Origin of the sequence: Gemmobacter sp. LW-1 (genome assembly GCF_001303875.1) — a bacterium.
Taxonomy (GTDB): domain Bacteria; phylum Pseudomonadota; class Alphaproteobacteria; order Rhodobacterales; family Rhodobacteraceae; genus Gemmobacter; species Gemmobacter caeni.
Genome location: NZ_LJSC01000005.1, coordinates 105,309 through 129,376, shown reverse-complemented (window position 1 = coordinate 129,376; position 24,068 = coordinate 105,309). Strand labels below are relative to the sequence as shown.

29 protein-coding genes are annotated in these 24,068 nt (G+C 64.2%); 19 read left to right on the top strand and 10 right to left on the bottom strand.

The genetic code is table 11. The features are described 5' to 3' along the window. Positions 1 to 148 precede the first annotated feature (148 nt). The 3 genes from rplS to AO684_RS00850 all read left to right on the top strand — a co-directional run bounded on the left by rplS (position 149) and on the right by AO684_RS00850 (position 1,785). A complete protein-coding gene (gene rplS, locus AO684_RS00860; protein WP_054300842.1) occupies positions 149 to 523 on the top strand; it encodes a 50S ribosomal protein L19 in 375 nt (124 codons plus the stop codon). An 11-nt stretch (positions 524 to 534) separates the two neighbouring features. Beyond that, positions 535 to 756 carry a 50S ribosomal protein L31 gene (rpmE, locus tag AO684_RS00855; RefSeq protein ID WP_054300841.1) on the top strand — a complete coding sequence of 74 codons (222 nt, stop codon included), beginning with the start codon at positions 535 to 537 and terminating at the stop codon, positions 754 to 756. Between the two features lie 219 nt (positions 757 to 975). Beyond that, positions 976 to 1,785 (top strand): division plane positioning ATPase MipZ, encoded by an 810-nt coding sequence (locus tag AO684_RS00850; RefSeq protein WP_054300840.1) that lies wholly within the window; start codon positions 976 to 978, stop codon positions 1,783 to 1,785. Here the strand turns inward: AO684_RS00850 and AO684_RS21700 are convergent. Continuing rightward, positions 1,754 to 1,921: a hypothetical protein gene (locus AO684_RS21700; protein ID WP_161805970.1), complete on the bottom strand. Its 168-nt coding sequence runs from the start codon at positions 1,919 to 1,921 to the stop codon at positions 1,754 to 1,756. The genes AO684_RS00850 and AO684_RS21700 overlap by 32 nt on opposite strands. A 184-nt stretch (positions 1,922 to 2,105) precedes the next feature. Between AO684_RS21700 and AO684_RS00845 the strand changes: the two genes are divergently transcribed. Then, complete coding sequence (locus AO684_RS00845) at positions 2,106 to 3,614, top strand: malonyl-CoA synthase (RefSeq protein WP_054300839.1); 1,509 nt, start codon at positions 2,106 to 2,108, stop codon at positions 3,612 to 3,614. A gap of 177 nt (positions 3,615 to 3,791) precedes the next feature. Here AO684_RS00845 and AO684_RS00840 read toward each other — a convergent pair whose 3' ends face one another. Further along, positions 3,792 to 4,157, bottom strand: a complete 366-nt coding sequence (locus tag AO684_RS00840; protein WP_054300838.1) for a metalloregulator ArsR/SmtB family transcription factor — start codon at positions 4,155 to 4,157, stop codon at positions 3,792 to 3,794. Between the two features lie 204 nt (positions 4,158 to 4,361). On the opposite strand from AO684_RS00840, the gene AO684_RS00835 reads away from it, so the two are divergent. The 5 genes from AO684_RS00835 to AO684_RS00815 all read left to right on the top strand — a co-directional run bounded on the left by AO684_RS00835 (position 4,362) and on the right by AO684_RS00815 (position 6,935). After that, complete coding sequence (locus tag AO684_RS00835; RefSeq protein ID WP_054300837.1) at positions 4,362 to 4,712, top strand: AtpZ/AtpI family protein; 351 nt, start codon at positions 4,362 to 4,364, stop codon at positions 4,710 to 4,712. Next, entirely contained in the window at positions 4,709 to 5,479 is a 771-nt protein-coding gene (locus AO684_RS00830; protein ID WP_255349790.1) for a F0F1 ATP synthase subunit A, read from the top strand. The genes AO684_RS00835 and AO684_RS00830 overlap by 4 nt, the downstream gene beginning before the upstream one ends. A 49-nt stretch (positions 5,480 to 5,528) precedes the next feature. After that, the gene (locus AO684_RS00825; protein WP_054300836.1) at positions 5,529 to 5,762 is read left to right on the top strand and encodes a F0F1 ATP synthase subunit C; all 234 of its coding nucleotides are present in this window, start codon (positions 5,529 to 5,531) and stop codon (positions 5,760 to 5,762) included. Positions 5,763 to 5,839: 77 nt separating this feature from the next. Then, positions 5,840 to 6,373: a F0F1 ATP synthase subunit B' gene (locus AO684_RS00820; RefSeq protein WP_054300835.1), complete on the top strand. Its 534-nt coding sequence runs from the start codon at positions 5,840 to 5,842 to the stop codon at positions 6,371 to 6,373. Between the two features lie 4 nt (positions 6,374 to 6,377). Continuing rightward, positions 6,378 to 6,935 carry a F0F1 ATP synthase subunit B gene (locus tag AO684_RS00815; RefSeq protein ID WP_054300834.1) on the top strand — a complete coding sequence of 186 codons (558 nt, stop codon included), beginning with the start codon at positions 6,378 to 6,380 and terminating at the stop codon, positions 6,933 to 6,935. A gap of 53 nt (positions 6,936 to 6,988) precedes the next feature. On the opposite strand, the gene AO684_RS00810 is transcribed toward AO684_RS00815, so the two are convergent. The 3 genes from AO684_RS00810 to AO684_RS00800 all read right to left on the bottom strand — a co-directional run bounded on the left by AO684_RS00810 (position 6,989) and on the right by AO684_RS00800 (position 9,487). Beyond that, on the bottom strand, positions 6,989 to 7,756 hold the full coding sequence (locus AO684_RS00810; RefSeq protein ID WP_054300833.1) for a FadR/GntR family transcriptional regulator: 768 nt from the start codon (positions 7,754 to 7,756) through the stop codon (positions 6,989 to 6,991). Between the two features lie 95 nt (positions 7,757 to 7,851). Continuing rightward, positions 7,852 to 8,502 carry an OmpA family protein gene (locus AO684_RS00805; protein ID WP_054300832.1) on the bottom strand — a complete coding sequence of 217 codons (651 nt, stop codon included), beginning with the start codon at positions 8,500 to 8,502 and terminating at the stop codon, positions 7,852 to 7,854. Positions 8,503 to 8,608: 106 nt separating this feature from the next. After that, entirely contained in the window at positions 8,609 to 9,487 is an 879-nt protein-coding gene (locus tag AO684_RS00800) for a methylated-DNA--[protein]-cysteine S-methyltransferase (RefSeq protein WP_054300831.1), read from the bottom strand. A gap of 109 nt (positions 9,488 to 9,596) precedes the next feature. Between AO684_RS00800 and nth the strand changes: the two genes are divergently transcribed. Both nth and AO684_RS00790 read left to right on the top strand, forming a co-directional pair. Further along, positions 9,597 to 10,241: an endonuclease III gene (nth, locus tag AO684_RS00795; protein WP_054300830.1), complete on the top strand. Its 645-nt coding sequence runs from the start codon at positions 9,597 to 9,599 to the stop codon at positions 10,239 to 10,241. Then, positions 10,238 to 11,230: an adenosine kinase gene (locus tag AO684_RS00790; RefSeq protein WP_054300829.1), complete on the top strand. Its 993-nt coding sequence runs from the start codon at positions 10,238 to 10,240 to the stop codon at positions 11,228 to 11,230. The genes nth and AO684_RS00790 overlap by 4 nt, the downstream gene beginning before the upstream one ends. A gap of 239 nt (positions 11,231 to 11,469) precedes the next feature. Here the strand turns inward: AO684_RS00790 and AO684_RS00785 are convergent, their stop codons facing one another. After that, complete coding sequence (locus AO684_RS00785; protein WP_054300828.1) at positions 11,470 to 12,108, bottom strand: ribonuclease T2; 639 nt, start codon at positions 12,106 to 12,108, stop codon at positions 11,470 to 11,472. A gap of 127 nt (positions 12,109 to 12,235) precedes the next feature. On the opposite strand from AO684_RS00785, the gene AO684_RS00780 reads away from it, so the two are divergent. Both AO684_RS00780 and AO684_RS00775 read left to right on the top strand, forming a co-directional pair. Further along, positions 12,236 to 12,979, top strand: coding sequence for a DUF1013 domain-containing protein (locus tag AO684_RS00780; protein ID WP_054300827.1), 744 nt, complete (start codon positions 12,236 to 12,238; stop codon positions 12,977 to 12,979). A 57-nt stretch (positions 12,980 to 13,036) separates the two neighbouring features. Further along, positions 13,037 to 13,933: a ketopantoate reductase family protein gene (locus AO684_RS00775; protein WP_054300826.1), complete on the top strand. Its 897-nt coding sequence runs from the start codon at positions 13,037 to 13,039 to the stop codon at positions 13,931 to 13,933. On the opposite strand, the gene AO684_RS00770 is transcribed toward AO684_RS00775, so the two are convergent. Together AO684_RS00770 and AO684_RS00765 are read right to left on the bottom strand one after the other, a co-directional pair. Further along, on the bottom strand, positions 13,930 to 14,868 hold the full coding sequence (locus tag AO684_RS00770) for an alpha/beta hydrolase (protein ID WP_054300825.1): 939 nt from the start codon (positions 14,866 to 14,868) through the stop codon (positions 13,930 to 13,932). The genes AO684_RS00775 and AO684_RS00770 overlap by 4 nt on opposite strands. Positions 14,869 to 14,870: 2 nt before the next feature. Next, a complete protein-coding gene (locus AO684_RS00765) occupies positions 14,871 to 15,155 on the bottom strand; it encodes an SCP2 sterol-binding domain-containing protein (RefSeq protein WP_054300824.1) in 285 nt (94 codons plus the stop codon). Between the two features lie 82 nt (positions 15,156 to 15,237). Here AO684_RS00765 and AO684_RS00760 point away from each other — a divergent pair, with 82 nt between their 5' ends. The 5 genes from AO684_RS00760 (at position 15,238) to AO684_RS00740 (ending at position 20,269) form a co-directional block, all read left to right on the top strand. Next, positions 15,238 to 15,810: a tetratricopeptide repeat protein gene (locus AO684_RS00760; protein ID WP_108128841.1), complete on the top strand. Its 573-nt coding sequence runs from the start codon at positions 15,238 to 15,240 to the stop codon at positions 15,808 to 15,810. A 12-nt stretch (positions 15,811 to 15,822) separates the two neighbouring features. After that, complete coding sequence (locus AO684_RS00755; protein ID WP_054300823.1) at positions 15,823 to 18,705, top strand: helicase-related protein; 2,883 nt, start codon at positions 15,823 to 15,825, stop codon at positions 18,703 to 18,705. Continuing rightward, the gene (locus AO684_RS00750) at positions 18,706 to 19,071 is read left to right on the top strand and encodes an RNA-binding S4 domain-containing protein (RefSeq protein ID WP_235451184.1); all 366 of its coding nucleotides are present in this window, start codon (positions 18,706 to 18,708) and stop codon (positions 19,069 to 19,071) included. Positions 19,072 to 19,126: 55 nt separating this feature from the next. Continuing rightward, complete coding sequence (fdxA, locus tag AO684_RS00745; protein WP_054300822.1) at positions 19,127 to 19,465, top strand: ferredoxin FdxA; 339 nt, start codon at positions 19,127 to 19,129, stop codon at positions 19,463 to 19,465. 294 nt (positions 19,466 to 19,759) lie between these two features. Next, a complete protein-coding gene (locus AO684_RS00740) occupies positions 19,760 to 20,269 on the top strand; it encodes a CarD family transcriptional regulator (protein WP_054300821.1) in 510 nt (169 codons plus the stop codon). Positions 20,270 to 20,317: 48 nt separating this feature from the next. On the opposite strand, the gene AO684_RS00735 is transcribed toward AO684_RS00740, so the two are convergent. Beyond that, positions 20,318 to 21,082 carry an adenosylcobinamide-GDP ribazoletransferase gene (locus AO684_RS00735; protein WP_054300820.1) on the bottom strand — a complete coding sequence of 255 codons (765 nt, stop codon included), beginning with the start codon at positions 21,080 to 21,082 and terminating at the stop codon, positions 20,318 to 20,320. 81 nt (positions 21,083 to 21,163) lie between these two features. Between AO684_RS00735 and cobT the strand changes: the two genes are divergently transcribed. Next, entirely contained in the window at positions 21,164 to 22,174 is a 1,011-nt protein-coding gene (cobT, locus tag AO684_RS00730) for a nicotinate-nucleotide--dimethylbenzimidazole phosphoribosyltransferase (RefSeq protein WP_054300819.1), read from the top strand. 39 nt (positions 22,175 to 22,213) lie between these two features. Here the strand turns inward: cobT and AO684_RS00725 are convergent, their stop codons facing one another. Then, entirely contained in the window at positions 22,214 to 24,064 is a 1,851-nt protein-coding gene (locus tag AO684_RS00725) for a cation:proton antiporter (protein ID WP_054300818.1), read from the bottom strand. Between the last annotated feature and the right edge of the window lie 4 nt (positions 24,065 to 24,068).

The window sequence follows — 24,068 nt, the reverse complement described above, 5'->3', positions numbered from 1 at the left end:
ACCGGATTTCGGCGACAGGGGCGGCACAAAATGCGTCGGTTCATCTCCGGCGGGCTTGCGCGGATGCGCGGGGACCCGATCGAAGGCCAGGAGCTCTGACACGGCATCACCTTTGCGGAACAACCGCAAGCAACGAAAGGACTTGCGCATGAACCTGATCGCGCAGCTTGAAGCCGAGCAGATTGCTGCCCTCGGCAAGAAGATCCCGGATTTCAAAGCCGGCGACACCATCCGCGTCGGCTACAAAGTGACCGAAGGCACCCGGTCGCGTGTGCAGAACTATGAAGGCGTCTGCATCGGCCGCAAGGGCGGCATGACCATCTCGGCCTCGTTCACCGTTCGCAAGATCTCGTTCGGTGAAGGCGTGGAGCGTGTGTTCCCGCTCTATTCGACGAACATCGACTCGATCGAGGTGGTGCGTCGTGGCCGTGTGCGCCGTGCGAAGCTCTACTACCTGCGTTCGCGTCGCGGCAAATCGGCCCGTATCGCCGAAGTCACCAACTACAAAGAAAAAGCTGAGTGAGGATTGGCGCCATGAAACAGGGCATCCACCCCGACTATCACTTCATCGAAGTGAAGATGACAGACGGCACCACCTTCCGCACCCGCACCACCTGGGGCAAGGAAGGCGACACGATGGCGCTGGACATCGACCCGCTTTCGCACCCGGCCTGGACCGGCCAGACCGCCAAGCTGATGGACACCGGCGGCCGTGTGTCGAAGTTCAAGAACAAATACGCGGGCCTGGGTTTCTGATCCACGTCTCTGCGAATTTCGGAAAAGGCGCATCTTCGGATGCGCCTTTTTCTTTGCCGGTCATCAGAGTGCCCCGTCAGCGGGCAACTCGCCCGGTGACATGGTGTCTGTCTTGCAGGATTCGCGCGCAGCGTGTCACATCGGCGGCTTCCCGCTTCCCTCTGGCGGGGACAGGCCTTATGAAGGCCGCCACACAGACCAGCGGAAGGGTAGCGGGCCATGGCGCATATTATCGTTGTGGGCAATGAAAAGGGTGGCTCGGGCAAATCGACCACCTGCATGCATATCGCCACGGCCCTTGCGCGGATGGGTCATCGCGTCGGCGCGCTGGATCTTGATCTGCGGCAGCGCAGCTTTGGCCGCTATGTCGAGAACCGCCGCGCCTGGATGGCGGCGAACGGGGTGGACCTTCCCACACCGGATTACCGCGAACTGCCCGAGGCCGATGCCGAAACCCTTGCGCCGGGCGAGAATACCTATGACCACCGGCTGTCTGTCGCGGTTTCGGCGCTGGAACCGATCAGTGATTTCATCATCATTGACTGTCCCGGCTCGCATACCCGGCTGAGCCAGGTCGCGCACAGCCTGGCCGATACGCTCATCACGCCGCTGAACGATTCCTTCGTGGATTTCGACCTGTTGGCGCGGATCGACCCGGAAACCAACAAGGTGAAGGGGCCGTCAATCTATGCCGAGATGGTGTGGAACGCACGTCAGCTTCGGGCGCAGGCCGGGTTGAAGCCGATCGACTGGATCGTGCTGCGCAACCGTCTGGGCGCGCAACAGATGCACAACAAGAAGAAGGTTGGTGCGGCGCTGACCGATCTTTCGCGCCGCATCGGCTTTCGCGTGGCGCCCGGCTTTACCGAACGCGTGATCTTCCGCGAACTTTTTCCGCGCGGGCTGACCCTGCTGGACCTCAAGGATACCGGGGTCGAGCAGTTGAACCTGTCGAACATCGCGGCCCGGCAGGAATTGCGCGATCTGGTGGCTGAACTCAGGCTGCCGAATGTAGCCGTGAATTTCTGAACGGGGTGGCGCGCGGCGCAAGGCGCTGGCGGCCCTGCATCTTGCGGATGCGGATATCGAAAAGGTCATCCATCGCGGCCTCTTGCGTCGCGGGCGTCTTGCGGAACATCTGGATCATGCGGGTGACGAAGCTCATGTGATCCTCCTTTCTGGTTGCCCTGAGCCTCAGGGGCACTCGCGGCAAAATTGCGGCGGCAAGCCGCTCCGCCCCGGCAAAATCACAAGATTGGGTTAAACGGACCGTTTCCGAACCGGACTCAATCCGCTCCACAGCCTTGAGGCAGCGCCTGCCGCATGGCAGGAAGGTGACGGAGGTGCCCATGCCAAACACGCTGTTCGATGCCCTTTTCGCGCCGCTTGCGGATCGTTACGACGCTTTTCTGATCTTGCCGGACGGGCGCCAGATCACAGGTCACGCGTTTCTGGCAATGGTGGCGCAGCAGGCCCATGCCCTGCGTGCGGCCGGTCTGGGAACTGGTGACAGGATTGCAGTGCAGATTGCCAAAAGCCCCGAGGCTTTGGCGGTCTATGGCGCGGCAGTGGCGCTGGGGGCGGTGTTCCTCCCGTTGAATACAGCCTATACCCCTGATGAAGTTGATTATTTCCTTGGCAATGCGACGCCTGCGGTCTTTCTGTGTGACGGCACGAAAGAGGCAGCGCTTGCGCCGGTCGCGGCGCGCCACGGCGCAACGATGCTGACCCTCAACGCGGATGGCAGCGGTAGCCTGACGGAACATGCAGCCGGACAGCCCCAAACCATCGCCCCCGTGGATCGTGGTCCCGAGGATCTGGCCGCCTTCCTTTATACCTCGGGCACCACAGGCCGCTCGAAAGGCGCGATGCTGACGCATCTCAACCTGCTGTCCAACGCCAAAGTGCTGCGCGACCTCTGGCGTTTCACGGCTGAGGATGTGCTGCTGCACGCGCTGCCGATCTTCCACACGCACGGGCTGTTCGTGGCTTCTAACCTTGTCCTGCTGACTGGCGGCAAGATGATCTTCCTGCCCGGTTTCGATCAGGAGGCCGTGATCCGTCTGCTTCCACAAGCAACCACCATGATGGGGGTGCCGACTTTCTACACCCGCCTGCTGGATGATCCGCGCTTCACCCGCGATCTCGTCGGGCATTTCCGCCTGTTCATCTCGGGCTCCGCACCGCTGCTGGCGGAAACGCACCGCGACTTCGAAGCCCGCACCGGCCATCGGATCCTTGAGCGCTATGGCATGACCGAGACTAACATGAACACCTCGAACCCCTATGAGGGCGAGCGCCGCGCCGGCACCGTCGGCCTGCCGCTGCCGGGGGTGGAACTGCGGGTGATGGCGGACGGAGTTGAAGTGCCGCGCGGCGAGGTCGGCACGCTTGAGGTGCGCGGCCCCAACGTCTTCAAGGGCTATTGGCAGATGCCCGAGAAAACCCGCGAGGAACTGCGTGAGGATGGCTGGTTCATCACTGGCGATCTGGGCGTGCAGGGCGCGGACGGCTATGTCACCATCGTTGGCCGCGCCAAGGATCTGGTGATCTCGGGCGGGTTCAACATCTATCCGAAAGAGGTGGAGTTGCTGCTCGACGAGGTGCCGGGTGTGCTGGAAAGCGCGGTGATCGGCCTGCCGCACCCGGACTTCGGCGAGGCGGTCTTTGCGGTCCTTGTGCCGCAGAAGGGGGCGGTGCTGGAGGTCGAGACCGCACTTGCGGCCATCCGCGACCGTCTGGCGCGCTTCAAGCAGCCGAAAGCCGCTGTCGTGGTCGAGGCCCTGCCGCGCAACACCATGGGCAAGGTGCAGAAGAACCTGCTGCGCGACCAGTATAGCGGCTGGTTCACAGCCTGACCCGCAAACGTGCGCCGCCCTCCTCAGGCCCCTTTGGGGCCATCGTCATTCGGCATTGCCATGGGAGGCTGACAGGTGTCGCCACCCTTGGGCCTTCGCGCGGCATCGCTTGAGGCTTTTGAGTATTTGGGCAAGAAGCAAGAGCAAACCGATGTGCCCTGCTTCTTGTAAAAATACTCAATCAACTTCGGGCGTCCCTTGATCCGGCGGGGCAGGGACCACATCACGCAGCTCGGTTTCCAGAAACCGTTCCAGCGCATCCAGATCCACGGGTTCGAACTGGCCGAAGCCCTGCATCCAGACCGAGGCAGTGCGCATGGCGTCGGGTTCCAGCTTGCACCAGATCACGCGGCCGCGTTTCTCGCGGCTGATCAGCCCGGCATCCGCCAGCACCTGAAGATGTTTCGAGATGGCGGCCAGCGACATAGCGAAGGGTTCCGCCACGTCGGTGACGGCCATGTCATCCTCCAGCAGCATGCCGAGAATGGCGCGGCGCGTCGGGTCGGCGAGGGCCGAGAAGATGGGCGACAGAGGGTCGGTCATGGCGCATCCTTGGCGGAGGGGCGCGTGATCGTCAACTGCGGGGTTGAATATGTCTCACGCCGCCGTGAGAGCGCAAACGGCCTCGGCGGGGCCTGAATGATTTTGCAAAATCATTCTTTATCAATGAGTTGATGGGCGCGGTGTTGCTTGACTCAATGCCCGCCTCTGCGTAGGTTCGCGCCGACTGTTCAGGGGGCGTACCGCATGGCTCATGAACCCGATCCGGAACGGCTTCGCGCGCTGGAAGCGCGTCTGGCCGAGGCGAAGGGGAGCAAGGCGAAGCCCGCTGCGGCAGGCAAGGATTTTTCGCAGGCGGAAGTGGCCTGGCGGATGGTGCTGGAGCTGACCTCGGGGATCATGATCGGGGGCAGCATCGGTTACGGGCTGGACTATCTGTCCGGCACCAAGCCCATCCTGCTGATCGTCTTCCTCCTGCTCGGCTTTGCGGCTGGTATCCGCACCGTCATCGGCACCGCCCGTGACATGCAGGAGCGCCAGTTGCGGGCACAGGCGACCGAGACACAGGCGGAACGTTCCGCCGGAACCGAAGGATAACAGACGTGGCCGAGACCGGATTTGCGATCCACCCGATGGATCAGTTCATCGTGAAACGGTTTTTCTGTGATCCCGCGCATGCGGACTGCACCTCGAACATCGGTGCGTTCGAAATCACCAATGTCACGGTCTGGATGGCTGCGACGGTTCTGGTGATCATCGCGCTGATGGTGTTCGGTTCGCGCGGTCGGGCGATCATCCCTTCGCGCATCCAGTCGGTCGGCGAGATGATCTACGGCTTCATCTACAAGATGGTCGAGGATGTGACGGGCCATGACGGGGTGAAATACTTCCCCTTCGTGATGACGCTGTTCCTGTTCGTGCTGTTCTCGAACCTGCTCGGTCTGATCCCGATGAGCTTCACCACCACCAGCCATGTCGCGGTGACCGTGACGCTGGCGCTGCTCGTGTTCCTATTCGTGACCATCCTGGGCCTCGTGAGGAACGGCATTGGCTTCCTCGGCATGTTCTGGGTCTCGTCGGCGCCGCTGGCGCTGCGCCCGGTGCTGGCGGTGATCGAGGTGATTTCCTACTTCGTGCGTCCGGTCAGCCATTCCATTCGTCTTGCGGGCAACCTGATGGCGGGCCACGCTGTGATGAAAGTGTTCGCGGGCTTTGCCTCAATGGCTGTCATCTCGCCGGTGGCGGTGGGCGCCGTGACCGCGATCTACGGTCTGGAACTGCTTGTCGCGGTCGTGCAGGCCTATGTTTTCACCATTCTGACCTGCGTCTATCTGAAAGACGCGGTGGGCGGCGCCCACCACTAAGGTCCGGACCTCAACCCTTCAATCTGACTTTCCACCAAGGAGAACTCAAATGGTCGAACTCGCGCTCATGGGCAAATACATCGGTGCTGGCCTGGCGGCCATCGGTTTGGGCGGCGCCGGCATCGGCGTGGGCAACATCGCCGGCAACTTCCTCGCCGGCGCGCTGCGCAACCCCTCGGCTGCTGCTTCGCAAACCGCGAACCTCTTCGTCGGCATCGCGTTTGCCGAAGCTCTGGGCATCTTCTCGTTCCTGATCGCCCTGCTGCTGATGTTCGCCGTCTGATCCTGACGCTTCGCATCTTCTCGGCCGGGAGGGCGCTTCGTCCCCCGGCCAGGTTTTTGACGACGTGAGGACATCACATGGCGACCGAAGCGCATGAAGCGGCTGGCGCGGCGGGTCATTCCGCCGGTATGCCGCAACTCGACGTCTCGACCTGGGGCAACCAGATCTTCTGGCTCGTGGTCGCGCTTGTCGTGATTTTTCTCGTGCTGTGGCGCGTGGCCCTTCCCCGGATCGGGGCGGTTCTGGCCGAACGCAGCGGCACCATTACCAACGACCTCGCGGCAGCCGAAGAGCTGAAGCAGAAGGCGCTGGCCGCCGAAAAGGCTTACAACGAGGCGCTCGAGAAGGCACGGGTTGAAGCCGGCCGGATCGTGGCCGAGGCGAAGGCCGAAATTCAGGCTGATCTCGACAAGGCGACGGCGAAGGCCGATGCCGAAATCGCGGCCAAGACGGCGGAATCCGAAGCCCGGATCGGCGAGATCCGTGCGGGCGCGCTGGAAAGCGTGACCGAAGTGGCCAAGGATACGGCGAAGGAACTGGTTGCGGCGCTTGGCGGCAAGGCCGACGCGCGCAGCGTGACGGCGGCAATCAACGCCCGGCTGAAAGGATAAGATCATGCAAAAGCTGATCCTGATCGTTGCAGCCCTGGCGGCCAGCCCCGCGCTGGCGGCGGACGGCCCGTTCGTCTCGCTGCGCAACTCGAACTTCATCGTTCTGCTGGCCTTCCTCGTCTTTGTCGGCATCCTTCTGTTCCTGAAGGTTCCGGCCAAGCTGGGTGCGCTGCTCGACAACCGGGCCGCGCTGATTAAGGCGGAACTGGAAGAAGCGCGCCTGCTGCGTGAAGAAGCCAAGACCATCCTCGCCTCCTACGAGCGCAAGCAGAAGGAGATGATGGAGCAGTCGGAGCGGATCGTGGCCGCGGCCAAGGAAGAGGCGCTGTCAGCGGCCCAGCAGGCCAAGGCCGATCTCAAGGCTTCCATCGCACGCCGTCTGGCTGCGGCGGAAGAGCGGATTGCCTCGGCTGAAGCTGCGGCGGTGCGTGAAGTGCGCGAGCGCGCGGTGGATGTGGCGATTGCGGCGGCCGGTGACGTGCTGACCAAGCAGATGTCGGCCGAAACCACCGCAGCCTCCATCGACGAGGCGATTGCGCAGGTCGAAGCCAAACTTCACTGATCCGATCCCGGATCGGTGACGCGGAACCCCGGCGCTGCCGGGGTTTTTGCGTTTCAGCGCTGACGTTCGTGTTCGATACGCTGGCGGGCCACTGCCTCGTTCCGGGCGGCGCGCTGCTGTTCTTTCAGGGCCTGTTCGACGTAATCCATGTGATGACAGATCGACGCCCGCGCGGCGGACGGATTGCGGGACTGGATCGCCGTATTGATGGCGCGGTGCTGGTCCAGCAGCCGGTCACGGGTCATGCGGTCACGGAACATCATCATGCGGTTGAAGAACACGCCCTGTTTCAGCAGATCGAACATGGATCGCATCATGTGCAGCATGACGACGTTGTGGCTGGCCTCGATGATAGCCATGTGGAATTCGGCATCCAGCTGCGCCTCGTCGGTCGGGTCGCGCTTCTGATGCGCGGCCTCCATCTTGCCGAAGATCGTGGCGATCACCGCAAGGTCGGTATCCGATCCCAGCCGGGCGGCGCGTTCGGCGGCCAGTCCTTCCAGATCGCGGCGAAAGTCGAGGTAGTCGAACACGGCCTCGTCATGGCTGGAAAACAGCTCGATCAGCGCGGGCGAGAAGGCCGAGCCCAGCACATCGGCAACAAACACGCCCGAGCCGGGGCGGCTGATTACCAGCCCCTTCAGTTCCAGCGCCTCCAGCGCTTCGCGTAGCGAGGGGCGTGACACGCCCATGCGTTCTGCCAGATCGCGTTCGGCAGGCAAACGCTCGCCCGGCCGCAGGATGCCCCGCAGGACCAGGAGTTCGATCTGGCGGGCAACGCTTTGCGACAGTTTCTCGGACACGATCTTTTCGAATGGCATGGCTTCCCCCGACTGGTCAGAAAATATGACCAACTGTCGGTTTCAGCAATGAAAAAGGGCGGCCAGCAGGCCGCCCTTTCCGACACAAGTGCCGCTCAGTTCGGGCGAATGATGATCTCGACCCGGCGGTTCTGCGCCTTGCCCGCCTCGGTGAGGTTCGAGGCGATGGGCTGATCCTCGCCCCGGCCATAGGCCGAAATCCGCGAGCCGGGCACACCGCCGGACATCAGGACACCCGCGACCGAACGCGCGCGGCGCTCTGACAGGTCCTGGTTGTAGGCTGCCGAGCCGGTGTTGTCGGTATGGCCAACGACTTCGACGCGGCTGTTGGGATAGCGCACGAGGTTGGCGGCCACGGCGCGGATGTCGCCTTGCAGGTCGGGACGCAGGTTCGCGCTGTCGGTCGCGAACAGGATGTCCTGCGGCATGGTCACAACCAGCGCGTTGCCGGTGTTGGTGATGGTGGTGTTGGGGCTCATCTGCGCGCGCAGTTCGGCGGCCTGACGGTCCATCGCATTGCCGATGGCCCCGCCGAGGGCGCCGCCGACAGCCGCGCCGACCACGGCTTTCGCCAGCTTGTCATCGCCACCCGACTTGGCGCCGATCAGCGCACCGATAGCCGCGCCGGTAACCGCGCCGCCCTTGGTGCGGGCATTCGGGTCTTCATAGCGATAGGGGTCCTGCACACAGCCTGCCAGCAGGGCAATACCCGCGATGCCAAGGATAACCGGGGTTCTGAAGGTCATTTTCTCGCCTCTCTCTTTGCCGGCACCGGGCCAGCCTCGCTCCACCATACCGCAGCAACGCATGAGGCCGGAATTGGTTGCGTGCGCATGCGCAGTATTCCGCGCATCACGTTTGCGGCACCGGAACCGGCGCGGCACCGCCTGCATCCGCGCGGGCGGCCTCCCATGCGAGCATGGCCCGCTTCACGGGCAGGCCCCAGTGATAGCCGCCAAGCGCCCCTGATTTGCGGAGCGCGCGGTGGCAGGGGATGAGGAAGCTGACCGGGTTGCGCCCGACCGCCGTGCCTACGGCCCGCACCGCCGCCGGATGGCCGATGACGCGGGCGATGTCGGAATAGGTTGTGACATGGCCGGTGGGCACCGCGAGCAGCGCCTCCCATACCTTGATCTGGAATGGCGCCCCGATCAGATACAGTGGCGCGGTGCCGGTGGCGCCAAAGGCATCCAGTACCCAGGGACGCAGCATCATCGGATCTTCGACGAAATCCGCCTTGGGCCAGCGGCGGATTAGATCGGCCATCACCTCGGCCTCGTCCTGTTCGGCGGCAAAGCCCATGCCGCAGATGCCACGATCCGTCCCCATGACGAGCGCCGGGCCAAAGGGGCTTTCGAACCAGCCCCAATAGACGGTCAGCCCCTCGCCGCCGCGGGAAAATTCGCCCGGCGTCATCGCTTCCCATTTGACGAACAGGTCATGCAGCCGCCCGGTGCCGGACAGCCCGCTGGCCAGCGAGGCCTCCAGCACCGAATGCCGTTCCGCCAGCAGGCGACGGGCATGATCCAGCGTCAGATATTGCTGATACCGTTTCGGGCTGACACCCACCCATTGCGAGAAAGTGCGCTGGAAGTGCGCGGGACTCATCCCCATCCGCGCCGCCAGCCCGTCCAGGGTGGGTGCCGGACCGCCCGTGACCTGCATCGCGTCAATCTCGGCCAGCGCACGGGCAATGACGCGGTAATGATAGCTCTGGCTTTGGTCGTTCATGGCACACTCCAACGGATCAACTGTCACAATAGGCGGCAATGCAACACCCTTCGACCCGGAATATGCGGCTTCGCTTGGCAGCAGACCAAGGGCGCGCTAGGAGGGCGGCATGGCGAAGCAACTCGATTATCATACGATCCACGCGATCTTTACCCGGTTTCAGGCCGCCGAGGCCGAACCGCAGGGCGAGCTGCATCACGTCAATGCCTATACCCTGCTGGTGGCGGTCGCGCTGTCCGCCCAGGCCACTGATGCCGGGGTGAACAAGGCCACACGGCCCCTGTTCGCCACCGTGGATACGCCGCAGAAGATGCTGGATCTGGGGCTTGAGGGGCTGACCGAGGCGATCAAGACCATCGGCCTCTTTCGCCAGAAGGCGAAGAACGTGATCCGCCTGTCGGAGATTCTGGTCAACCAGTATGGCGGCGAGGTGCCCTCGTCCCGCGCGGCGCTGCAATCCCTGCCCGGCGTGGGGCGCAAGACCGCCAATGTCGTGCTGAACATGTGGTGGCATGTGCCTGCTCAGGCGGTGGATACCCATATCTTTCGTGTCGGCAATCGTACCGGCATCTGCCCCGGCAAGGATGTCGATCAGGTCGAACGCGCGATCGAAGACAATATTCCGGCGGAGTTCCAGCAACACGCCCATCACTGGCTGATCCTGCACGGCCGCTACATCTGCACCGCACGCAAACCGCGCTGCGCCGATTGCCTGATCCGCGATCTGTGCCCCTACGAGGAAAAAACTGCATGAAGAAGTTTCAGGTCGTCGGCATCGGCAATGCCATGGTCGATGTGCTGTCCCATGCCGAAGAGGCGTTTCTTGAAACGAACGGTATCGGCAAGGGCATTATGCAGCTTATCGACATGGAGCGTGCGGTGACGCTTTACGACCGGATCGGCCCGGCCAAGGAAATTTCGGGCGGATCGGCGGCCAATACCATTGCGGGCATCGCCGCACTGGGCGGGCGGACGGCCTATGTCGGCAAGGTGAAGGACGACCAGCTTGGCCGCATCTTCGCCCACGACCTGCGGGCGCAGGGCGCGGTCTATGAAACCGCGCTGGCCCCGGCGGACAGCGAACAGGAAACCGGCCGCTGCATCGTTCTGGTGACGCCGGACGGGGAACGCTCGATGAATACCTATCTTGGCTGGTCCGAGTTCCTGACCCCCGCCGACATCGACGAGGCCCAGATGGCCGAGGCGGACTGGATCTATCTGGAAGGCTATCGCTTCGATGGCCCGGAAAGCCACGCGGCCTTCGCCAAGGCGATCCGTGCCTGCAAGGGGGCAGGGGGCCGCGTCTCGGTCACGCTGTCGGACCCGTTCTGCGTCGAACGCCATCGCGATGCCTTCCGCAAGATGATCCACGATGACGTTGACCTGCTGTTCGCCAACCGGGCCGAGATCATGTCGATGTATCAAACCGACGATTTCGAGACTGCCCTGCAAGCCGCCGCTGCCGATGTCGCCATCGTGGCCTGTACGGAAAGCGAGAAGGGCGCCCATATCCTCGCCGAGGGCCAGCGCTGGCACGCGCCAGCGTACCCGACGCGGATTGTCGACGCGACCGGCGCGGGCGACCTGTTTGCCGGGGCCTTCCTCTGGGGGCTGACCAACGGCCATGGCTATGAAATGGCGGGCCGCATGGGTTGCCTTGCCGCCTCCGAGGTCATCAGCCACATCGGCGCACGTCCCGAGGCTGACCTGAAGGAAATGTTCCGCAGCCACGGGCTGATCTGAACACAAGTGCCGCCCTCCTCAGGCCCCGGCGGGGCCATCGTCATGCGGCATTTCCATGGGCGGTGGTGCCGCTGGTGCTTTCGATACAGCGTTTCAGCGACGGCGCGGGAGGAGTTTGAGTATTTGATCAAGAAGCAATACAGGACGCAGAGAGCCGTTTTGGCATCCCCTTGTCCGCCTTGCCTTGTTTCTTGCAGAAATACTCGTCTTGCCCGGTCGACGCTGCGCAGGTGGGCTGGTCAGCGGATGGGTTCCAGCACCGCATCCTTCAGTCGGCAGTCACGGATCGCGTCAGCGCCGCAGCGACGGGGGCGCAGATCCTTGGTCAGGCAGATGCGGATTTCCTGAATCATGCCGCTGTCGCAGGTGACGGTGATCTGGTCAGGGGAAAGGCCGGGGTTGGCCTCCAGAAATGCGCCTTCCACCACATCGGCGGGGACTTTCAGGCGTTTGTCGATCATCGGGAAGACCTTTGGAATCTTCACCGTGGCGAAAGCGCGGCGCAGGCTGTCGTAATAGCTGCGCGCAGACAGGCCGGAACAGCGGCCATGTTTCTTCCACTGATACCACGCAAGTCCCGAGGCGCCCATGATGTCGGCCATCGTCTCGCTTTCCGCGCGGGAAGGATCGCGTTCGGTGGTGCGGCAGTAGCTGGGCCAGCCTTCCTCATATTGCGGCCAGAGCCCGTGCAGGGTGAAGGCGCGTCCCGCGCCCTTGCGGCATTCCGGGGCGCCGCGGGCGTCCCCCTCCAGCGCGCACCAGTTGGGCGACCAGCTGAGAGACATGACGTAGTAGTCGAAGTCGCCGGCTTTCTCGCCCCCGGCAAACGCGGCGGTGGAGATCAGGGAAGCGAGAGTGGCCCCGAGCAAGATGCGCATTTTCTCTTTCCCCCGCAGTAAAATCGCACTATAAGGCGCGCCAGACTTCCCCGAAAACGTGGAAATCGCGGGCCTCGCCCGCAGCCGTTTTCCCGGCGCGGGAAAGATTTGTAAAGGAGTGATCCTCATGTCGAAACCCCTTATGGCCAAGGCGACCGCGGTCTGGCTGGTCGACAATACGACGCTGACCTTCAGGCAGGTCGCCGATTTCTGCGGCATGCACGAGCTGGAAGTGCAGGGCATTGCCGATGGCGATGTGGCGACCGGCGTGAAGGGGTTCGATCCGGTGGCGAACAACCAGCTGGACCCGATCGAGATCGAGAAGGGGCAGAAAGATCCCTTCTACAAGCTGAAGCTGAAGTTCAACGCTGCTGCCGTGGGCGAGGACAAGCGTCGCGGGCCGCGCTACACCCCGCTGTCGAAGCGCCAGGACCGTCCGAATGCGATCCTGTGGCTGGTGAAGTTCCATCCCGAGCTTTCGGATGGCGCCATCGGCAAGCTGGTCGGTACGACCAAGCCTACCATCCAGTCGATCCGCGAGCGGACGCACTGGAACATCCAGAATATGCAGGCGATCGACCCGGTCGCGCTGGGGCTTTGCCGTCAGTCTGAACTGGATGCCGCCGTGCAGGCCGCCGTGCGCAAGAAAGCGGCCGAGGGTGGCGTGATGAGCGACGACGAGCGTCGCAAGCTCGTGTCGACCGAACAGTCGCTGGGCATGGCGCCCGAGCCGAAGATGCCGGGGTCGCTGGCCGGTCTGGAGGCCTTCACGCAGGTGGAGAAAGAGGAAAACCCCGCCGATTACTCGGATGCGGACAGTTTCTTCAATCTGCCACATGGCGATGACGACGAAGAAGAAGACGACAACTGATCGTGAGACCCCGGCCAAGGTGCCGGGGTTTTCGTTTCTGCGGACAGGGAGGCAGGAATGGGCCGGATCGCGGTGATGGGGGCGGGGGCTGTCGGCTGCTATTATGGCGCAATGCTGGCGCAGGCGGGCGAGGAGGTTGTGCTGATCGGCCGTCCCGCGCTGGCCAGCGCTGTTGCAGGTCAGGGGCTGATCATCGACCGGGCGACGGGGCGCGAGGTGGTGCACCTGCCGGTGGCGACCGATCCGGGGGCGATAGCCGGGGCTGAACTTGTGCTCTTTTGCGTGAAATCTCAGGATACCGAGGCGGCGGGACGGCAGATCGCGCCGCATCTGGCGCCCGATGCGGTGGTGCTGAGCCTTCAGAACGGCGTGGGAAATGCAGAGAGGCTGGCGGCGATTCTGGGGCGGCCTGTGATTCCGGCGGTGGTCTATGTCGCGGTCGGGATGACGGCGGCGGGACATTTGCGCCACCACGGACGTGGTGATCTGGTGCTGGGCGATGCGCCGCAAAGTGCGGCACTGGCCACGTGGTTCGCGGCGGCGGGCATTCCGACCGAAGTCTCCGCAGGTGCCGAAACCGCGCTTTGGGTCAAGCTGACCATCAACTGTGCCTGGAACGCCATTTCTGCGCTGACCCAGCAGCCCTATGGCCGCATCCTCGCCGCACCGGGGGCCGAGGGGGTGGTTTCTGGCCTCGTTGCAGAATGCCGGGCGGTGGCGGCCGCCAGCGGGATCACCCTGCCCGAAGGGCTGGAGGACGATGTGCGTCGCATTGCCGAGACGATGGCGGGGCAAATGTCCTCGACCGCGCAGGATATGGCGCGCGGGCGTGCGACGGAGATCGGGTTTCTGAATGGCGAGATCGTCCGGCGCGCCGGGCTTCTGGGCATTCCGGTTCCGCTGAATGCGGCCATGACGGTGCTGGTGCAACTGGCCGAGGCGCCGGCCGTCTAGGATTGCGCGGCGAAGAAGGCGCTGGTCTCGGCCAGGAAGCGGCCGCGATGGGCTGGCAGCTCCATCATAACCTCATGTTCCGCCTTCGCGAAAAGCTCCAGCCGGCCTTGCGGCCAGGCGGCCATGCGACGGCGCACGGCGCGGGGGCTGATGATGCGTTCCGAGGTGCCAAGCGCGGTGAACGCGGGTGTGGCGGGGGCGGGCAGGGCTTGCAGCGCCTGCATCTCGCGGAACGCGGCATGCAGCCAGGTCAGCGACGGGCCGCCAAGTGCCAGATCGGGATGGGCCGTGGCCTGCTGGCGCATCCAGCTCCAGATCGCGGGATCGCGGGTCAGCATGTTGCCGCGGAATTTCGCGTGCAAAACATAGGTCTGCCGTGTGGTCGTGGGGGTCAACAGATGGCCATGCCCGCGTTCATGCAGCACACGCGACAGGGTGACGGCAACGGGTTCCACCGTCGGAAACAGCCGGATGCCCCACATCGGGGCGGAAAACACGGCGCTTTTCACCGGCAAACCGCGTAACAGCGCCCGCAACGCGATGCAGCCACCCATGGAATGACTGAGCAGATGCCAGGGTTCAGGCAGTCCTTCGGCCCGCGCAAAATCCAGCACCGCCGTGACATCCTGCTGGTATTCGTCGAAATCCTCGACATGGCCCAGCATCGGATCGGGGTGGCGGCGCTGCGACAGGCCCTGGCCGCGCCAGTCGGGCGCCAGCACATGCCAGCCCGCATCCGTCAGTGCGGCGGCGGCAGGCCCATATTTCTCGGCATATTCCGACCGGCCCTGAAACAGCAGGACCGTGCCGCGCGCCGCCCCGAAGGGTGCCCAATGGGCGACGCGCAGTTTTGTGCCATCGCCCGCCGCGAGCCAGACCGCACGGCCGCTTTCAGGGCCCTGCGCGATATCGGCGTAAAACGGCGCGGCGGTCATGGTCAGCTCAGCACGGAGCCGAGTTTCATGGCCATTCCCATGCTGCCGTCGACCTTCAGCTTGCCGGTCATGAAGGCGGTGGTCGGGTTCATCTCGCCGTCCAGAATGGCGCGAAACACCTCGGTATTCGCGGTCAGGGTAACATCGGCCTCTTCATCGCCCGCGTGGACGCCCGTCGCGTCGATCATGATGGCGCCTTCCCCCGGAATGACGAACTTCGCCACACCGTCGAAGCCCGATACTTTGGCTGACAGGGCCTCGACCGCTGCATTGATCACGTCGCTCATATTCTTGCCTCCTCGCTGTGCCATCCCCGGAATGTGACCCGAGGGTTATGGCATTTCCCCGTGCCTTGGATAGAGTGTAGATATGAAAGTCCTGTTGACGCTTCTCAATCTTGCCGTGGCGGCAGTTTTCGCGCTGGCGCTTGGTGACGCTGCGGCGCAGGCGGGGCCTGCCGAGGATGCAGCGACGCTAGACCGGCTGTTTGCCGATCTGAAGACGACGGATGATGCCGGGGCGCGTGCCATCGAAAGCGATATCCAGCGGATCTGGTCGCGTTCCGGTTCGGCTTCGATGGATCTGCTGCTGGAACGCGGGCGCAAGGCCATCGACCAGGGCGATGCGGAAACTGCCATCGACCATCTGACCGCGCTGACCGATCATGCGCCCGATTTCGCCGAAGGCTGGAACGCACGGGCCACGGCCTATTTTCTGGCCGGTCGCTACGGGCAGTCGGTCAGTGACATCCGGCATGTTCTGGCGCTGAACCCGCGCCATTTCGGCGCGCTGGCCGGGTTTGGGATGATTCTTGAGCAGCTTGACCGAAAACCTCAGGCGCTGGAAGTCTATCGGGCGGCTCTTGCTATACATCCGCATATGCAGGCGGTATTGGAAGCAGTGAAACGTCTGGAAACCGAAACCTCCGGGCAAAGCATCTGAGACAACGAACCTATGGTCCTTCAGCGACGGGTCACGGCGGTCCTGGGACCGACGAACACCGGCAAGACGCATTACGCCATTGAAAGGATGCTGGGGCATCGGACGGGGGTCATCGGCTTCCCGCTGCGCCTGCTGGCGCGCGAGGTCTATGACCGTATCGTCAAGGCGCGCGGGCCTTCGGTGGTGGCGCTGGTCACCGGCGAGGAACGCATCGTGCCGGAACGGACCCAATACTGGGTCTGCACGGTCGAGGCGATGCCGACGGACATCGGCGCTGATTTCCTGGCCATCGACGAGATCCAGCTTTGCGGCGACCCCGAGCGCGGCCATGTCTTCACCGACCGGCTGATGAATGCGCGCGGACTGGTGGAGACGATGTTCCTCGGGTCCGATTCGATGCGCCCGGCGATTGCCGCGCTGATCCCGCAGACACAGTTCGTGCGGCGTGACCGTTTGTCGACGCTCAGCTATACAGGTTCGAAAAAGATAAGCCGGATGCCACCACGCTCGGCCATCGTCGGGTTTTCTGTTGATGATGTCTATGCCATCGCCGAGCTGATCCGCCGCCAGAAGGGGGGCTGTGCAGTGGTGATGGGCGCGCTTTCGCCGCGCACCCGGAACGCGCAGGTCGCGCTTTATCAGAATGGCGAGGTCGATTACCTGGTCGCCACCGATGCCATCGGCATGGGGCTGAACCTCGACATCAAGCATGTCGCCTTTTCTGCAACCCACAAGTTCGATGGCCGCCGGATGCGGCATCTGTTCCCGCATGAGATGGGGCAGATCGCCGGTCGTGCCGGGCGGCATATGGAGGCAGGCACTTTTGGCGTGACGGGCGAGGCCAGCCCGCTGGACGAGGATCTGGTCGCCGCCATCGAGGAGCACCGCTTCGCGCCTGTCCGCAAGCTGATGTGGCGAAACGACGCGCTGGACTTCGGCTCGGCCGAGCGGCTGATCGCCTCGCTGGAGGCGCCGACCGGCAATGAATGGCTGATGCGCACGCGCGAGGCCGACGATCTGATGGCGCTGAAGGCGTTGACGCAGATGCCCGACATGGCCGACCGGCTGCGCGCCGGGCCGCGTGCGGTGAAATTGTTGTGGGATGTCTGCCGCATCCCCGATTTCCGCTCGACCACCGGCTCCGATCATGTGGGGCTGCTGCACCGGCTGTTCGGCTTCCTTCAGGATGGGCGTATCCCGGCTGACTGGCTGAAAAAAGCTGTTGCGCGCATTGATCGCAGCGACGGCGATATTGACGCGCTGTCAAAACGTCTGGCCTATATCCGCACCTGGACTTACGTTGCGCAGCGCAAAGGGTGGGTCGAGGATGAATCCCATTGGCGCGACGAAACGCGCGCTGTAGAAGACCGCCTGTCGGATGCGCTGCACGCGCGGCTGACGCAGAGATTTGTCGACCGCCGCACATCGGTCCTGATGCGGCGGTTGAAACAGAAGGAGAGCCTTGTGGCTGAGGTGAATGACAAGGGTGAAGTGACGGTGGAGGGCGAATTCGTCGGCCGTCTGGAGGGTTTCCGCTTCGGTCAGGATGCCTCGGCTTCGGGTGAAGAGGCGCGGGTGATGCGGCAGGCCGCCTACGAGGCGCTGCGCCCCGAGTTCCATCTGCGGGCGGATCGCTTCTACAACGCCCCCGATACCGAGATGGATTTCACCGAACAGGGTGGCCTCATGTGGGGCAGCGCTGCCGTCGGCAAGCTGGTGGCGGGTTCGGATGCGATGAAACCGCAGGTCGAGGCCTTCGTTGACGAAGAGGCCGGGCCGGAGGTGACCGAGAAGGTCAAGCGTCGTCTTCAGCATTTCATCGACCGCAAGGTTGCTGCGCTGTTCGAACCGCTCACGAACCTCAACCGCGACGAAAGCCTGCAAGGGCTGGCGCGCGGCTTTGCCTTCCGTCTGGTCGAAGGGCTGGGCATCGTCAGCCGCGAAAGCGTGGCCGATGATGTGAAAGCGCTGGACCAGGAGGCGCGGTCGTCGCTGCGCAAGCATGGCGTGCGCTTCGGGCAATATACGATCTTCCTGCCGCTGCTGCTGAAACCCGCGCCGACCCGGCTGCGTCTGGTTCTGTGGTCGTTGGCCAAGGGGCTTCAGGAGTTTCCTGAAAGCCCGCCGCCGGGCCTTGTGACCATTCCGAACATCCCGGATGTGCCGAAAGAGCATTATACGCTGGCCGGCTATCGTCCGGCGGGCACCCGTGCCATTCGCATCGACATGCTGGAGCGTCTGGCAGATCTGCTGCGCGCCAAGGACAGCCGTGCGGGGTTTGAGGCCACGCCCGACATGCTGTCGATCACCGGCATGACGCTGGAACAGTTCGCGGATCTGATGGGCGGTCTGGGCTACAAGGGCGAAAAGGGCGAACGTGCCAAGCAGCGCCGCGCCGAAGCTCCGGCTCAGGTGACCGAAGGCAGCGTGGCGCCGATTCCCGAAGAAGTTTCGGTTCTCGCACCTGCCGAGGACACCACGGCCCCCGAGGCGGTGGAAGGCGAAGCTGCTCCCGAGATGGAAGTGTTCTACACGTTCACCTGGGCACCGCGTCCGCGGAATGAAAACCGTGGTCCGCGCCGCGAGGGGCAGGGCAATCGCGGTCCGCGCCGCGAGGCGGGCGAGACGCAGGGCAACCGTCCTGAACGTGCGCCGCGGGAAGCCCGCGAGGGCGGCAAGCGCGAGGATCGTCCGCGTGGTGATGCGCCGCGTCGCGAAGGCAAGCCGGGCGGTAAGCCCGAAGGCCGCCGTGACGAGCATCGCAAGGGCGGCAAACCCGGCAAGGACCAGGGCCACAAGCCCAAATCCTACGAGGCGCGTCCGCCCCGGGCTGAAAAGCCCATCGACCCCGACAATCCGTTTGCGGCATTGCTGGCGCTGAAGGGCAAGGTCTGATTGGCCAAACACCGTTCCGAAGCGGCCCGGAAAGCCGATGCGGCACCGCCGCGTGTGACCATCCGGCTGGACAAGTGGCTCTGGCAGGCGCGATTCTTCAAATCGCGCCCGCTTGCCTGTGCCGTGATCGCCGAAGGGCACCTGCGGCTGAATGGCAATCGCTGTCTCAAACCCGGGCAGCAGGTGGGGGAGGGCGACACGCTCACCTTCCCGCAGGGCCGCCGCATCCGTCTGATCCGGGTACTTGCCCCCGGCCAGCGGCGCGGACCTGCGACCGAGGCGCAGACGCTTTACCTCGATCTTGACCCGCAACCCGCCGGAGCGGAGGACGCTTCTGCCGGGGATGACACTTCGTCGCTTGAATGAGCGGGCGCGTTGGACTAGAGCAACAGCCCAGAAACGACTGACCGGGGTTTGAGTCATGACCTATGTGGTGACTGACAACTGCATCGCCTGCAAATACACCGACTGTGTCGAGGTCTGCCCGGTAGATTGCTTCTACGAGGGTGAGAACACGCTGGTGATTCACCCCGATGAGTGCATCGACTGCGGTGTCTGCGAACCGGAGTGCCCGGCGGATGCCATCCGCCCGGATACCGAGCCGGATATGGACAAATGGGTCGAGTTCAACCGCAAATATGCCGAACTCTGGCCGGTGATCACCCAGAAGCGCGATCCGCTGCCCGAGGCCGAGGCGCGCGACGGCGAAAGCGGCAAGCTGGAGAAATACTTCTCGCCGAATCCGGGCGAAGGCTCCTGATCCGGCGACGGCCCCCGATTCGCAAACGGAAGGGGTGACGCGGCGTAAGGTCGCGCCTTTTTGTGCGTTTGGGCGCGTCGGCGAACCTGCTGCGTGTATGGTCGCAGTTGGAATCAGGTCGTTTTTGTGTTATATCTCTGAAACAAACAAAGCACGGTTGCCCGCTTTCCGCCTCGGGACTGCTCGCCTGAGACGGTTATCCATGTGACATTCCCCCATTTTGCCGATGCTCTGGCATCCGGCGGGGGAATTTGTTGCGCCCGGGTTGGCCCTGCGCATGAGGAAGCCGCTGGAATGACCAAGACCAAGAAGCCTGAGTTCCGCCCGAACGAGTTTGTTGTGTACCCGGCCCATGGTGTCGGCAAGATCATCTCGATCGAAGAGCAGGAAATCGCCGGTATCCATCTCGAACTCTTCGTGATCTCGTTCGAGAAGGACAAGATGACGCTGCGTGTGCCGACGCACAAAGCGACCGAAATCGGGATGCGTCAGCTTTCGACGCCGGATGTGGTGAACAAGGCGCTGGACACGCTGAAGGGCAAGGCGCGGGTGAAGCGCGCCATGTGGTCGCGCCGGGCGCAGGAATATGACCAGAAGATCAACTCGGGCGATCTGCTGTCGATTGCCGAAGTGGTGCGCGACCTGCACCGCAATGATGACCAGCGCGAACAAAGCTATTCCGAGCGTCAGCTTTATGAAGCCGCGCTGGAGCGTCTGACCCGCGAAGTCGCCGCCGTTTCCGGTGTTGACGAAGCGCAGGCGCAAAAGACCGTTGATCAGGTGCTGACCTCGCGCGCGGCCTGACCTGCCTGAAATCCGTTGAAAGGCCGCGCTGATGCGCGGCCTTTTGCGTTACAGCAGTGTGCAGGCGGCGGCCAGCGCGGCCAGCTCCCCCAGTTGCTGACTGGCCCCCAGAATATCGCCGGTTTGCCCGCCGATCTTGCGCCAGGCCAGAACGGCCAGCGCGAGTGTCATGGCCACGACCCAAAGTGCCATGATCAGGGCCTGGCCCCCGGCCACCCCCAGCGCCAGAACGAATGCGACGAGCATGGCCAGCAGGGCCGCCGTGGCATCGGGGCGACCGACGGACTGGCTCAACCCGCTGCCACGCGCATTGGGCAAAAAGCTGATCAGGGCCACCATCGGCGCCCGTGACAGGATGGCGGCGGCGATCATCGCGCCCCAGGCCCCGGTGCTGATCAGCGCGGTGACTGCACTCCACCGGGCCAGCGTCACCAGCACCAGCCCCATGACGCCATAACTGCCGATATGGCTGTCCTTCATGATTTCCAGCCGCCGTTCGCGCGTCCAGCCGCCCCAGAGCCCGTCACAACTGTCGGCCAGCCCGTCCTCGTGCAGCGCGCCCGTCATCAGCGTGCCCAGCCCGAGGAAGACAGCTGCTGCAAGGCTGGCGGGCAGACCGAACCAGCCACCCAGCGCCGCGCCAAGGCTTGCCAGACCGCCCAGCACCAGCCCGGCCACAGGCCAGGCCCAGACGGCAGGCGGGTTGGGAAAACGGGTGGGGGCGGGCAGGGGCAGGCGGCTGAGCAGGCTCAGCCCGGCGCGCGCCTCGGTCCACAGGCGCGCCGCAAGGGTCTCGGGGTCGCTCTGATACATTGCAATGCCCTTTCCGGGATGGTTTTCACCCGTGATCCTCGCTAGCCAAGGCGCAGCCGAGGTTCAATCGAGGAGTGCGCCATGACTGCGCCGTTTTCCAGCCTGTCCGAGTTTCGCGCCCTGTTGCAGGCGCTTCCGGCCACCGATGCGGCGGCGGTCGCGGCAGCGCAGGCCCGCAACGGGCAATTGACCAAACCGCCCGGCGCCCTGGGGCGGCTGGAGGAACTGGCGATCTGGTATGCGGGCTGGCGCGGCGATGCCCGGCCCCGGCTGGAACACCCGCAGGTCATTGTCTTTGCAGGTAATCATGGCGTCGCAGCCCGTGGAGTTTCGGCCTTTCCGGCCGAGGTGACGGTGCAGATGGTGGCGAATTTCCGGGCAGGCGGGGCGGCGATTAACCAGCTTGCCAAGGCTTTCGGCGCCACAATGGATGTTCTGGCGCTGGAACTGGATCGCCCGACCGCCGATTTCACGCAAACCGCCGCGATGACCGAAGCCGAGGTGATCTCTGCCCTTGCGGCGGGCTGGCTGGCGGTGGATGCGGCTGCCGATCTGCTGGTGGTGGGCGAGATGGGAATCGGCAATACAACCCCGGCCGCCGCCATTGCCTGCGCACTGTTCGGGGGGACGCCCGGCGAATGGACCGGGCGGGGCACCGGCGTCGATGACAAGGGGCTGTCGGTCAAGACGCAGGTTGTGGCCGAGGGCTTGGTGACGAATCCGGACCGCGAGCCGCTGGAGGTGCTGCGCTGCCTTGGCGGGCGCGAGATTGCCGCCATGGCGGGGGCCATCGCGTGCGCGCATCACGCGCGTATTCCGGTTATCCTTGACGGCTTCATCTGTACCGCTGCCGCCGCCGTGCTGGCGCAGGCGGCGGAAGGCGCGCTGGATCACTGCATCGCGGGCCATGCGAGTGCCGAGGCGGCGCATCGCGCCTTGTTGTCGAAGCTGGGCAAGCAGCCGCTGCTGGAGCTGGGCCTGCGTCTGGGCGAAGGTTCTGGGGCGGCGCTGGCCATCGGCGTGCTGAAAGGTGCAGTTGCCTGCCATTCCGGCATGGCGACCTTCGCCGAAGCCGGTGTGTCCGACGCCTGAGCCTGCGGTGGTTCGGGGCGTCGCTTTGCCCCGAACGCCCTATTGCGCGGCGCGGTCGGCGGCGATGTCGTCCTGATCGTCCAGCAGCGCCGTGCGCAGATCCTCGTCCAGCCGCCGGGCGCGGGCGACATAGGCCTCATTCTGGTGGATGGGCTGGCCCGGCACCCAGAGCTCGGCCAGATCGCGCAGGGCGGCGCGGTCAACCTTGTAATAGGTCTGGCTCAGCTTCGCGGCCTCGTATTCGGTGAAGCCCATGTTTTCCAGCACATAGCGCCCTGCGCGGACCGAACTGTCAAAGGTTTCGCGCAGGATGTCATTCGCCCCGGCACGGAACAGCTCGTAGACATGCACCCGGTCATAGGCGCGGGCAACGATATGCAGGTCGGGCCTTTGCCGACGAGCGAACTCCACGATCCTTGTGGCGTTTTCCGGGCTGTCGACTGCGACCACCAGAACCTCGGCCTCTGCCAGACCGGCGGCTTGCAGCAGGTCCGGGCGCGAAGGATCACCGAAATAGCCCTTGATGCCGAAACGGCGCAGCCGCTCGATGGCCGCTGCATCGGAATCCAGCACCACCGTGCTCAGCCCTGCGGAGCGGGCCATGCGGTTGACCACTTGCCCGAAGCGCCCGATCCCGGCGATGATGACCGTGCCTTTCTCCTCGATCTCGTCGGCGGGCTGGTCGCCACCGCGCTGGGGGCGGCGCGCCAGCCGGTCATGCAGGATGAACAGCAGCGGGGTCAGCAACATCGACAGGCTGATGACCAGCAGTGCGCGCTGTGCCACCATTTCCGGCAGGATCGCCTGGGTCGAGGCGAAGCTGACGATCAGAAAGCCGAACTCGCCCGCTTGCGCCAGCGCCAGCGTGAACAGCACGCGGTCGCGGCCGCGCAGACGGAACAATGTGGCCAGCAGGAACAGCACGGCCGTCTTGGCCAGCATCAGAAGCAGGGTCAGCGCCAGAATACGCAAGGGCTGATCCGCCAGGAGGCCGGTGTCGATGTTCACGCCCACAGTGGTGAAGAACAGGCCCATCAGGATACCCTTGAAGGGTTTGATATCGGCCTCGATCTGGTGCCGGAATTCCGAGTTGGCCAGCACGACACCGGCGATGAAGCTTCCCAACGCAGGCGACAGACCGACCAGCATCATCAGGAAGGCAATTCCGATGACCATGAGCAACGAGATGAAGGTGCCCATCTCGGGCAGGTGCGAGGCATGGATGAAGCGGAAAACCGGGCGCGACAGGAAATGCCCGACGAGAACGATGGTCGCAACGATGCCCAGCGTCAGCCCGGTGACCGCCCAGCCGGGCAGCGCCTCGACCAGCGACATGATGGGCTGCGCGGCGCCCTCCTCGGTCGTGTGCGCGGGGCTGCGCAGGGCCATCAGCGGGATCAGCGCCAGCATCGGCACCACCGCGATGTCCTGTGACAGCAGCACTGCGAAGGTGGAGCGTCCGCCCGCCGTGCGCAGCAGGTTCTTTTCGGTCATGGATTGCAGCACGATGGCCGTCGAGGACAAAGAAAACAACATGCCCAGCGTTGCCGCGATCTGCCACGGCTCTCCCATCGCCAGCAGCAGGGCCGCGACCAGAGCCGAGGTCAGCGTGACCTGAAGCCCACCGAGGCCCAGCAACTTGTGCCGCATGTCCCACAGCGTGCGCGGCTCCAGTTCCAGCCCGATCAGGAACAGCATCAGCACCACACCGAATTCGGTGAAATGTTGCAGGTCGTGGGTTTCGGACCCGGCAAGACCAAGGGCAGGGCCAAGCAGCAGGCCCGCCGCAAGATAGCCCAGAACGGACCCCAGCCCGAGCCGTACCGAAATCGGAACGATCAGGACGGCGGCGCCCAGATAGAAGGTGGCTTGTAGCAGCAGATTTTCCATGGCG

Coding starts and splice junctions, on each gene's coding strand:
- rplS (WP_054300842.1), top strand. CDS start 149: ATGAACCTGATCGCGCAGCTTGAAGCCGAGCAGATTGCTGCCCTCGGC.
- rpmE (WP_054300841.1), top strand. CDS start 535: ATGAAACAGGGCATCCACCCCGACTATCACTTCATCGAAGTGAAGATG.
- AO684_RS00850 (WP_054300840.1), top strand. CDS start 976: ATGGCGCATATTATCGTTGTGGGCAATGAAAAGGGTGGCTCGGGCAAA.
- AO684_RS21700 (WP_161805970.1), bottom strand. CDS start 1,921: ATGAGCTTCGTCACCCGCATGATCCAGATGTTCCGCAAGACGCCCGCG.
- AO684_RS00845 (WP_054300839.1), top strand. CDS start 2,106: ATGCCAAACACGCTGTTCGATGCCCTTTTCGCGCCGCTTGCGGATCGT.
- AO684_RS00840 (WP_054300838.1), bottom strand. CDS start 4,157: ATGACCGACCCTCTGTCGCCCATCTTCTCGGCCCTCGCCGACCCGACG.
- AO684_RS00835 (WP_054300837.1), top strand. CDS start 4,362: ATGGCTCATGAACCCGATCCGGAACGGCTTCGCGCGCTGGAAGCGCGT.
- AO684_RS00825 (WP_054300836.1), top strand. CDS start 5,529: ATGGTCGAACTCGCGCTCATGGGCAAATACATCGGTGCTGGCCTGGCG.
- AO684_RS00820 (WP_054300835.1), top strand. CDS start 5,840: ATGGCGACCGAAGCGCATGAAGCGGCTGGCGCGGCGGGTCATTCCGCC.
- AO684_RS00815 (WP_054300834.1), top strand. CDS start 6,378: ATGCAAAAGCTGATCCTGATCGTTGCAGCCCTGGCGGCCAGCCCCGCG.
- AO684_RS00810 (WP_054300833.1), bottom strand. CDS start 7,756: ATGCCATTCGAAAAGATCGTGTCCGAGAAACTGTCGCAAAGCGTTGCC.
- AO684_RS00805 (WP_054300832.1), bottom strand. CDS start 8,502: ATGACCTTCAGAACCCCGGTTATCCTTGGCATCGCGGGTATTGCCCTG.
- AO684_RS00800 (WP_054300831.1), bottom strand. CDS start 9,487: ATGAACGACCAAAGCCAGAGCTATCATTACCGCGTCATTGCCCGTGCG.
- nth (WP_054300830.1), top strand. CDS start 9,597: ATGGCGAAGCAACTCGATTATCATACGATCCACGCGATCTTTACCCGG.
- AO684_RS00790 (WP_054300829.1), top strand. CDS start 10,238: ATGAAGAAGTTTCAGGTCGTCGGCATCGGCAATGCCATGGTCGATGTG.
- AO684_RS00785 (WP_054300828.1), bottom strand. CDS start 12,108: ATGCGCATCTTGCTCGGGGCCACTCTCGCTTCCCTGATCTCCACCGCC.
- AO684_RS00780 (WP_054300827.1), top strand. CDS start 12,236: ATGTCGAAACCCCTTATGGCCAAGGCGACCGCGGTCTGGCTGGTCGAC.
- AO684_RS00775 (WP_054300826.1), top strand. CDS start 13,037: ATGGGCCGGATCGCGGTGATGGGGGCGGGGGCTGTCGGCTGCTATTAT.
- AO684_RS00770 (WP_054300825.1), bottom strand. CDS start 14,868: ATGACCGCCGCGCCGTTTTACGCCGATATCGCGCAGGGCCCTGAAAGC.
- AO684_RS00765 (WP_054300824.1), bottom strand. CDS start 15,155: ATGAGCGACGTGATCAATGCAGCGGTCGAGGCCCTGTCAGCCAAAGTA.
- AO684_RS00760 (WP_108128841.1), top strand. CDS start 15,238: ATGAAAGTCCTGTTGACGCTTCTCAATCTTGCCGTGGCGGCAGTTTTC.
- AO684_RS00755 (WP_054300823.1), top strand. CDS start 15,823: ATGGTCCTTCAGCGACGGGTCACGGCGGTCCTGGGACCGACGAACACC.
- fdxA (WP_054300822.1), top strand. CDS start 19,127: ATGACCTATGTGGTGACTGACAACTGCATCGCCTGCAAATACACCGAC.
- AO684_RS00740 (WP_054300821.1), top strand. CDS start 19,760: ATGACCAAGACCAAGAAGCCTGAGTTCCGCCCGAACGAGTTTGTTGTG.
- AO684_RS00735 (WP_054300820.1), bottom strand. CDS start 21,082: ATGTATCAGAGCGACCCCGAGACCCTTGCGGCGCGCCTGTGGACCGAG.
- cobT (WP_054300819.1), top strand. CDS start 21,164: ATGACTGCGCCGTTTTCCAGCCTGTCCGAGTTTCGCGCCCTGTTGCAG.
- AO684_RS00725 (WP_054300818.1), bottom strand. CDS start 24,064: ATGGAAAATCTGCTGCTACAAGCCACCTTCTATCTGGGCGCCGCCGTC.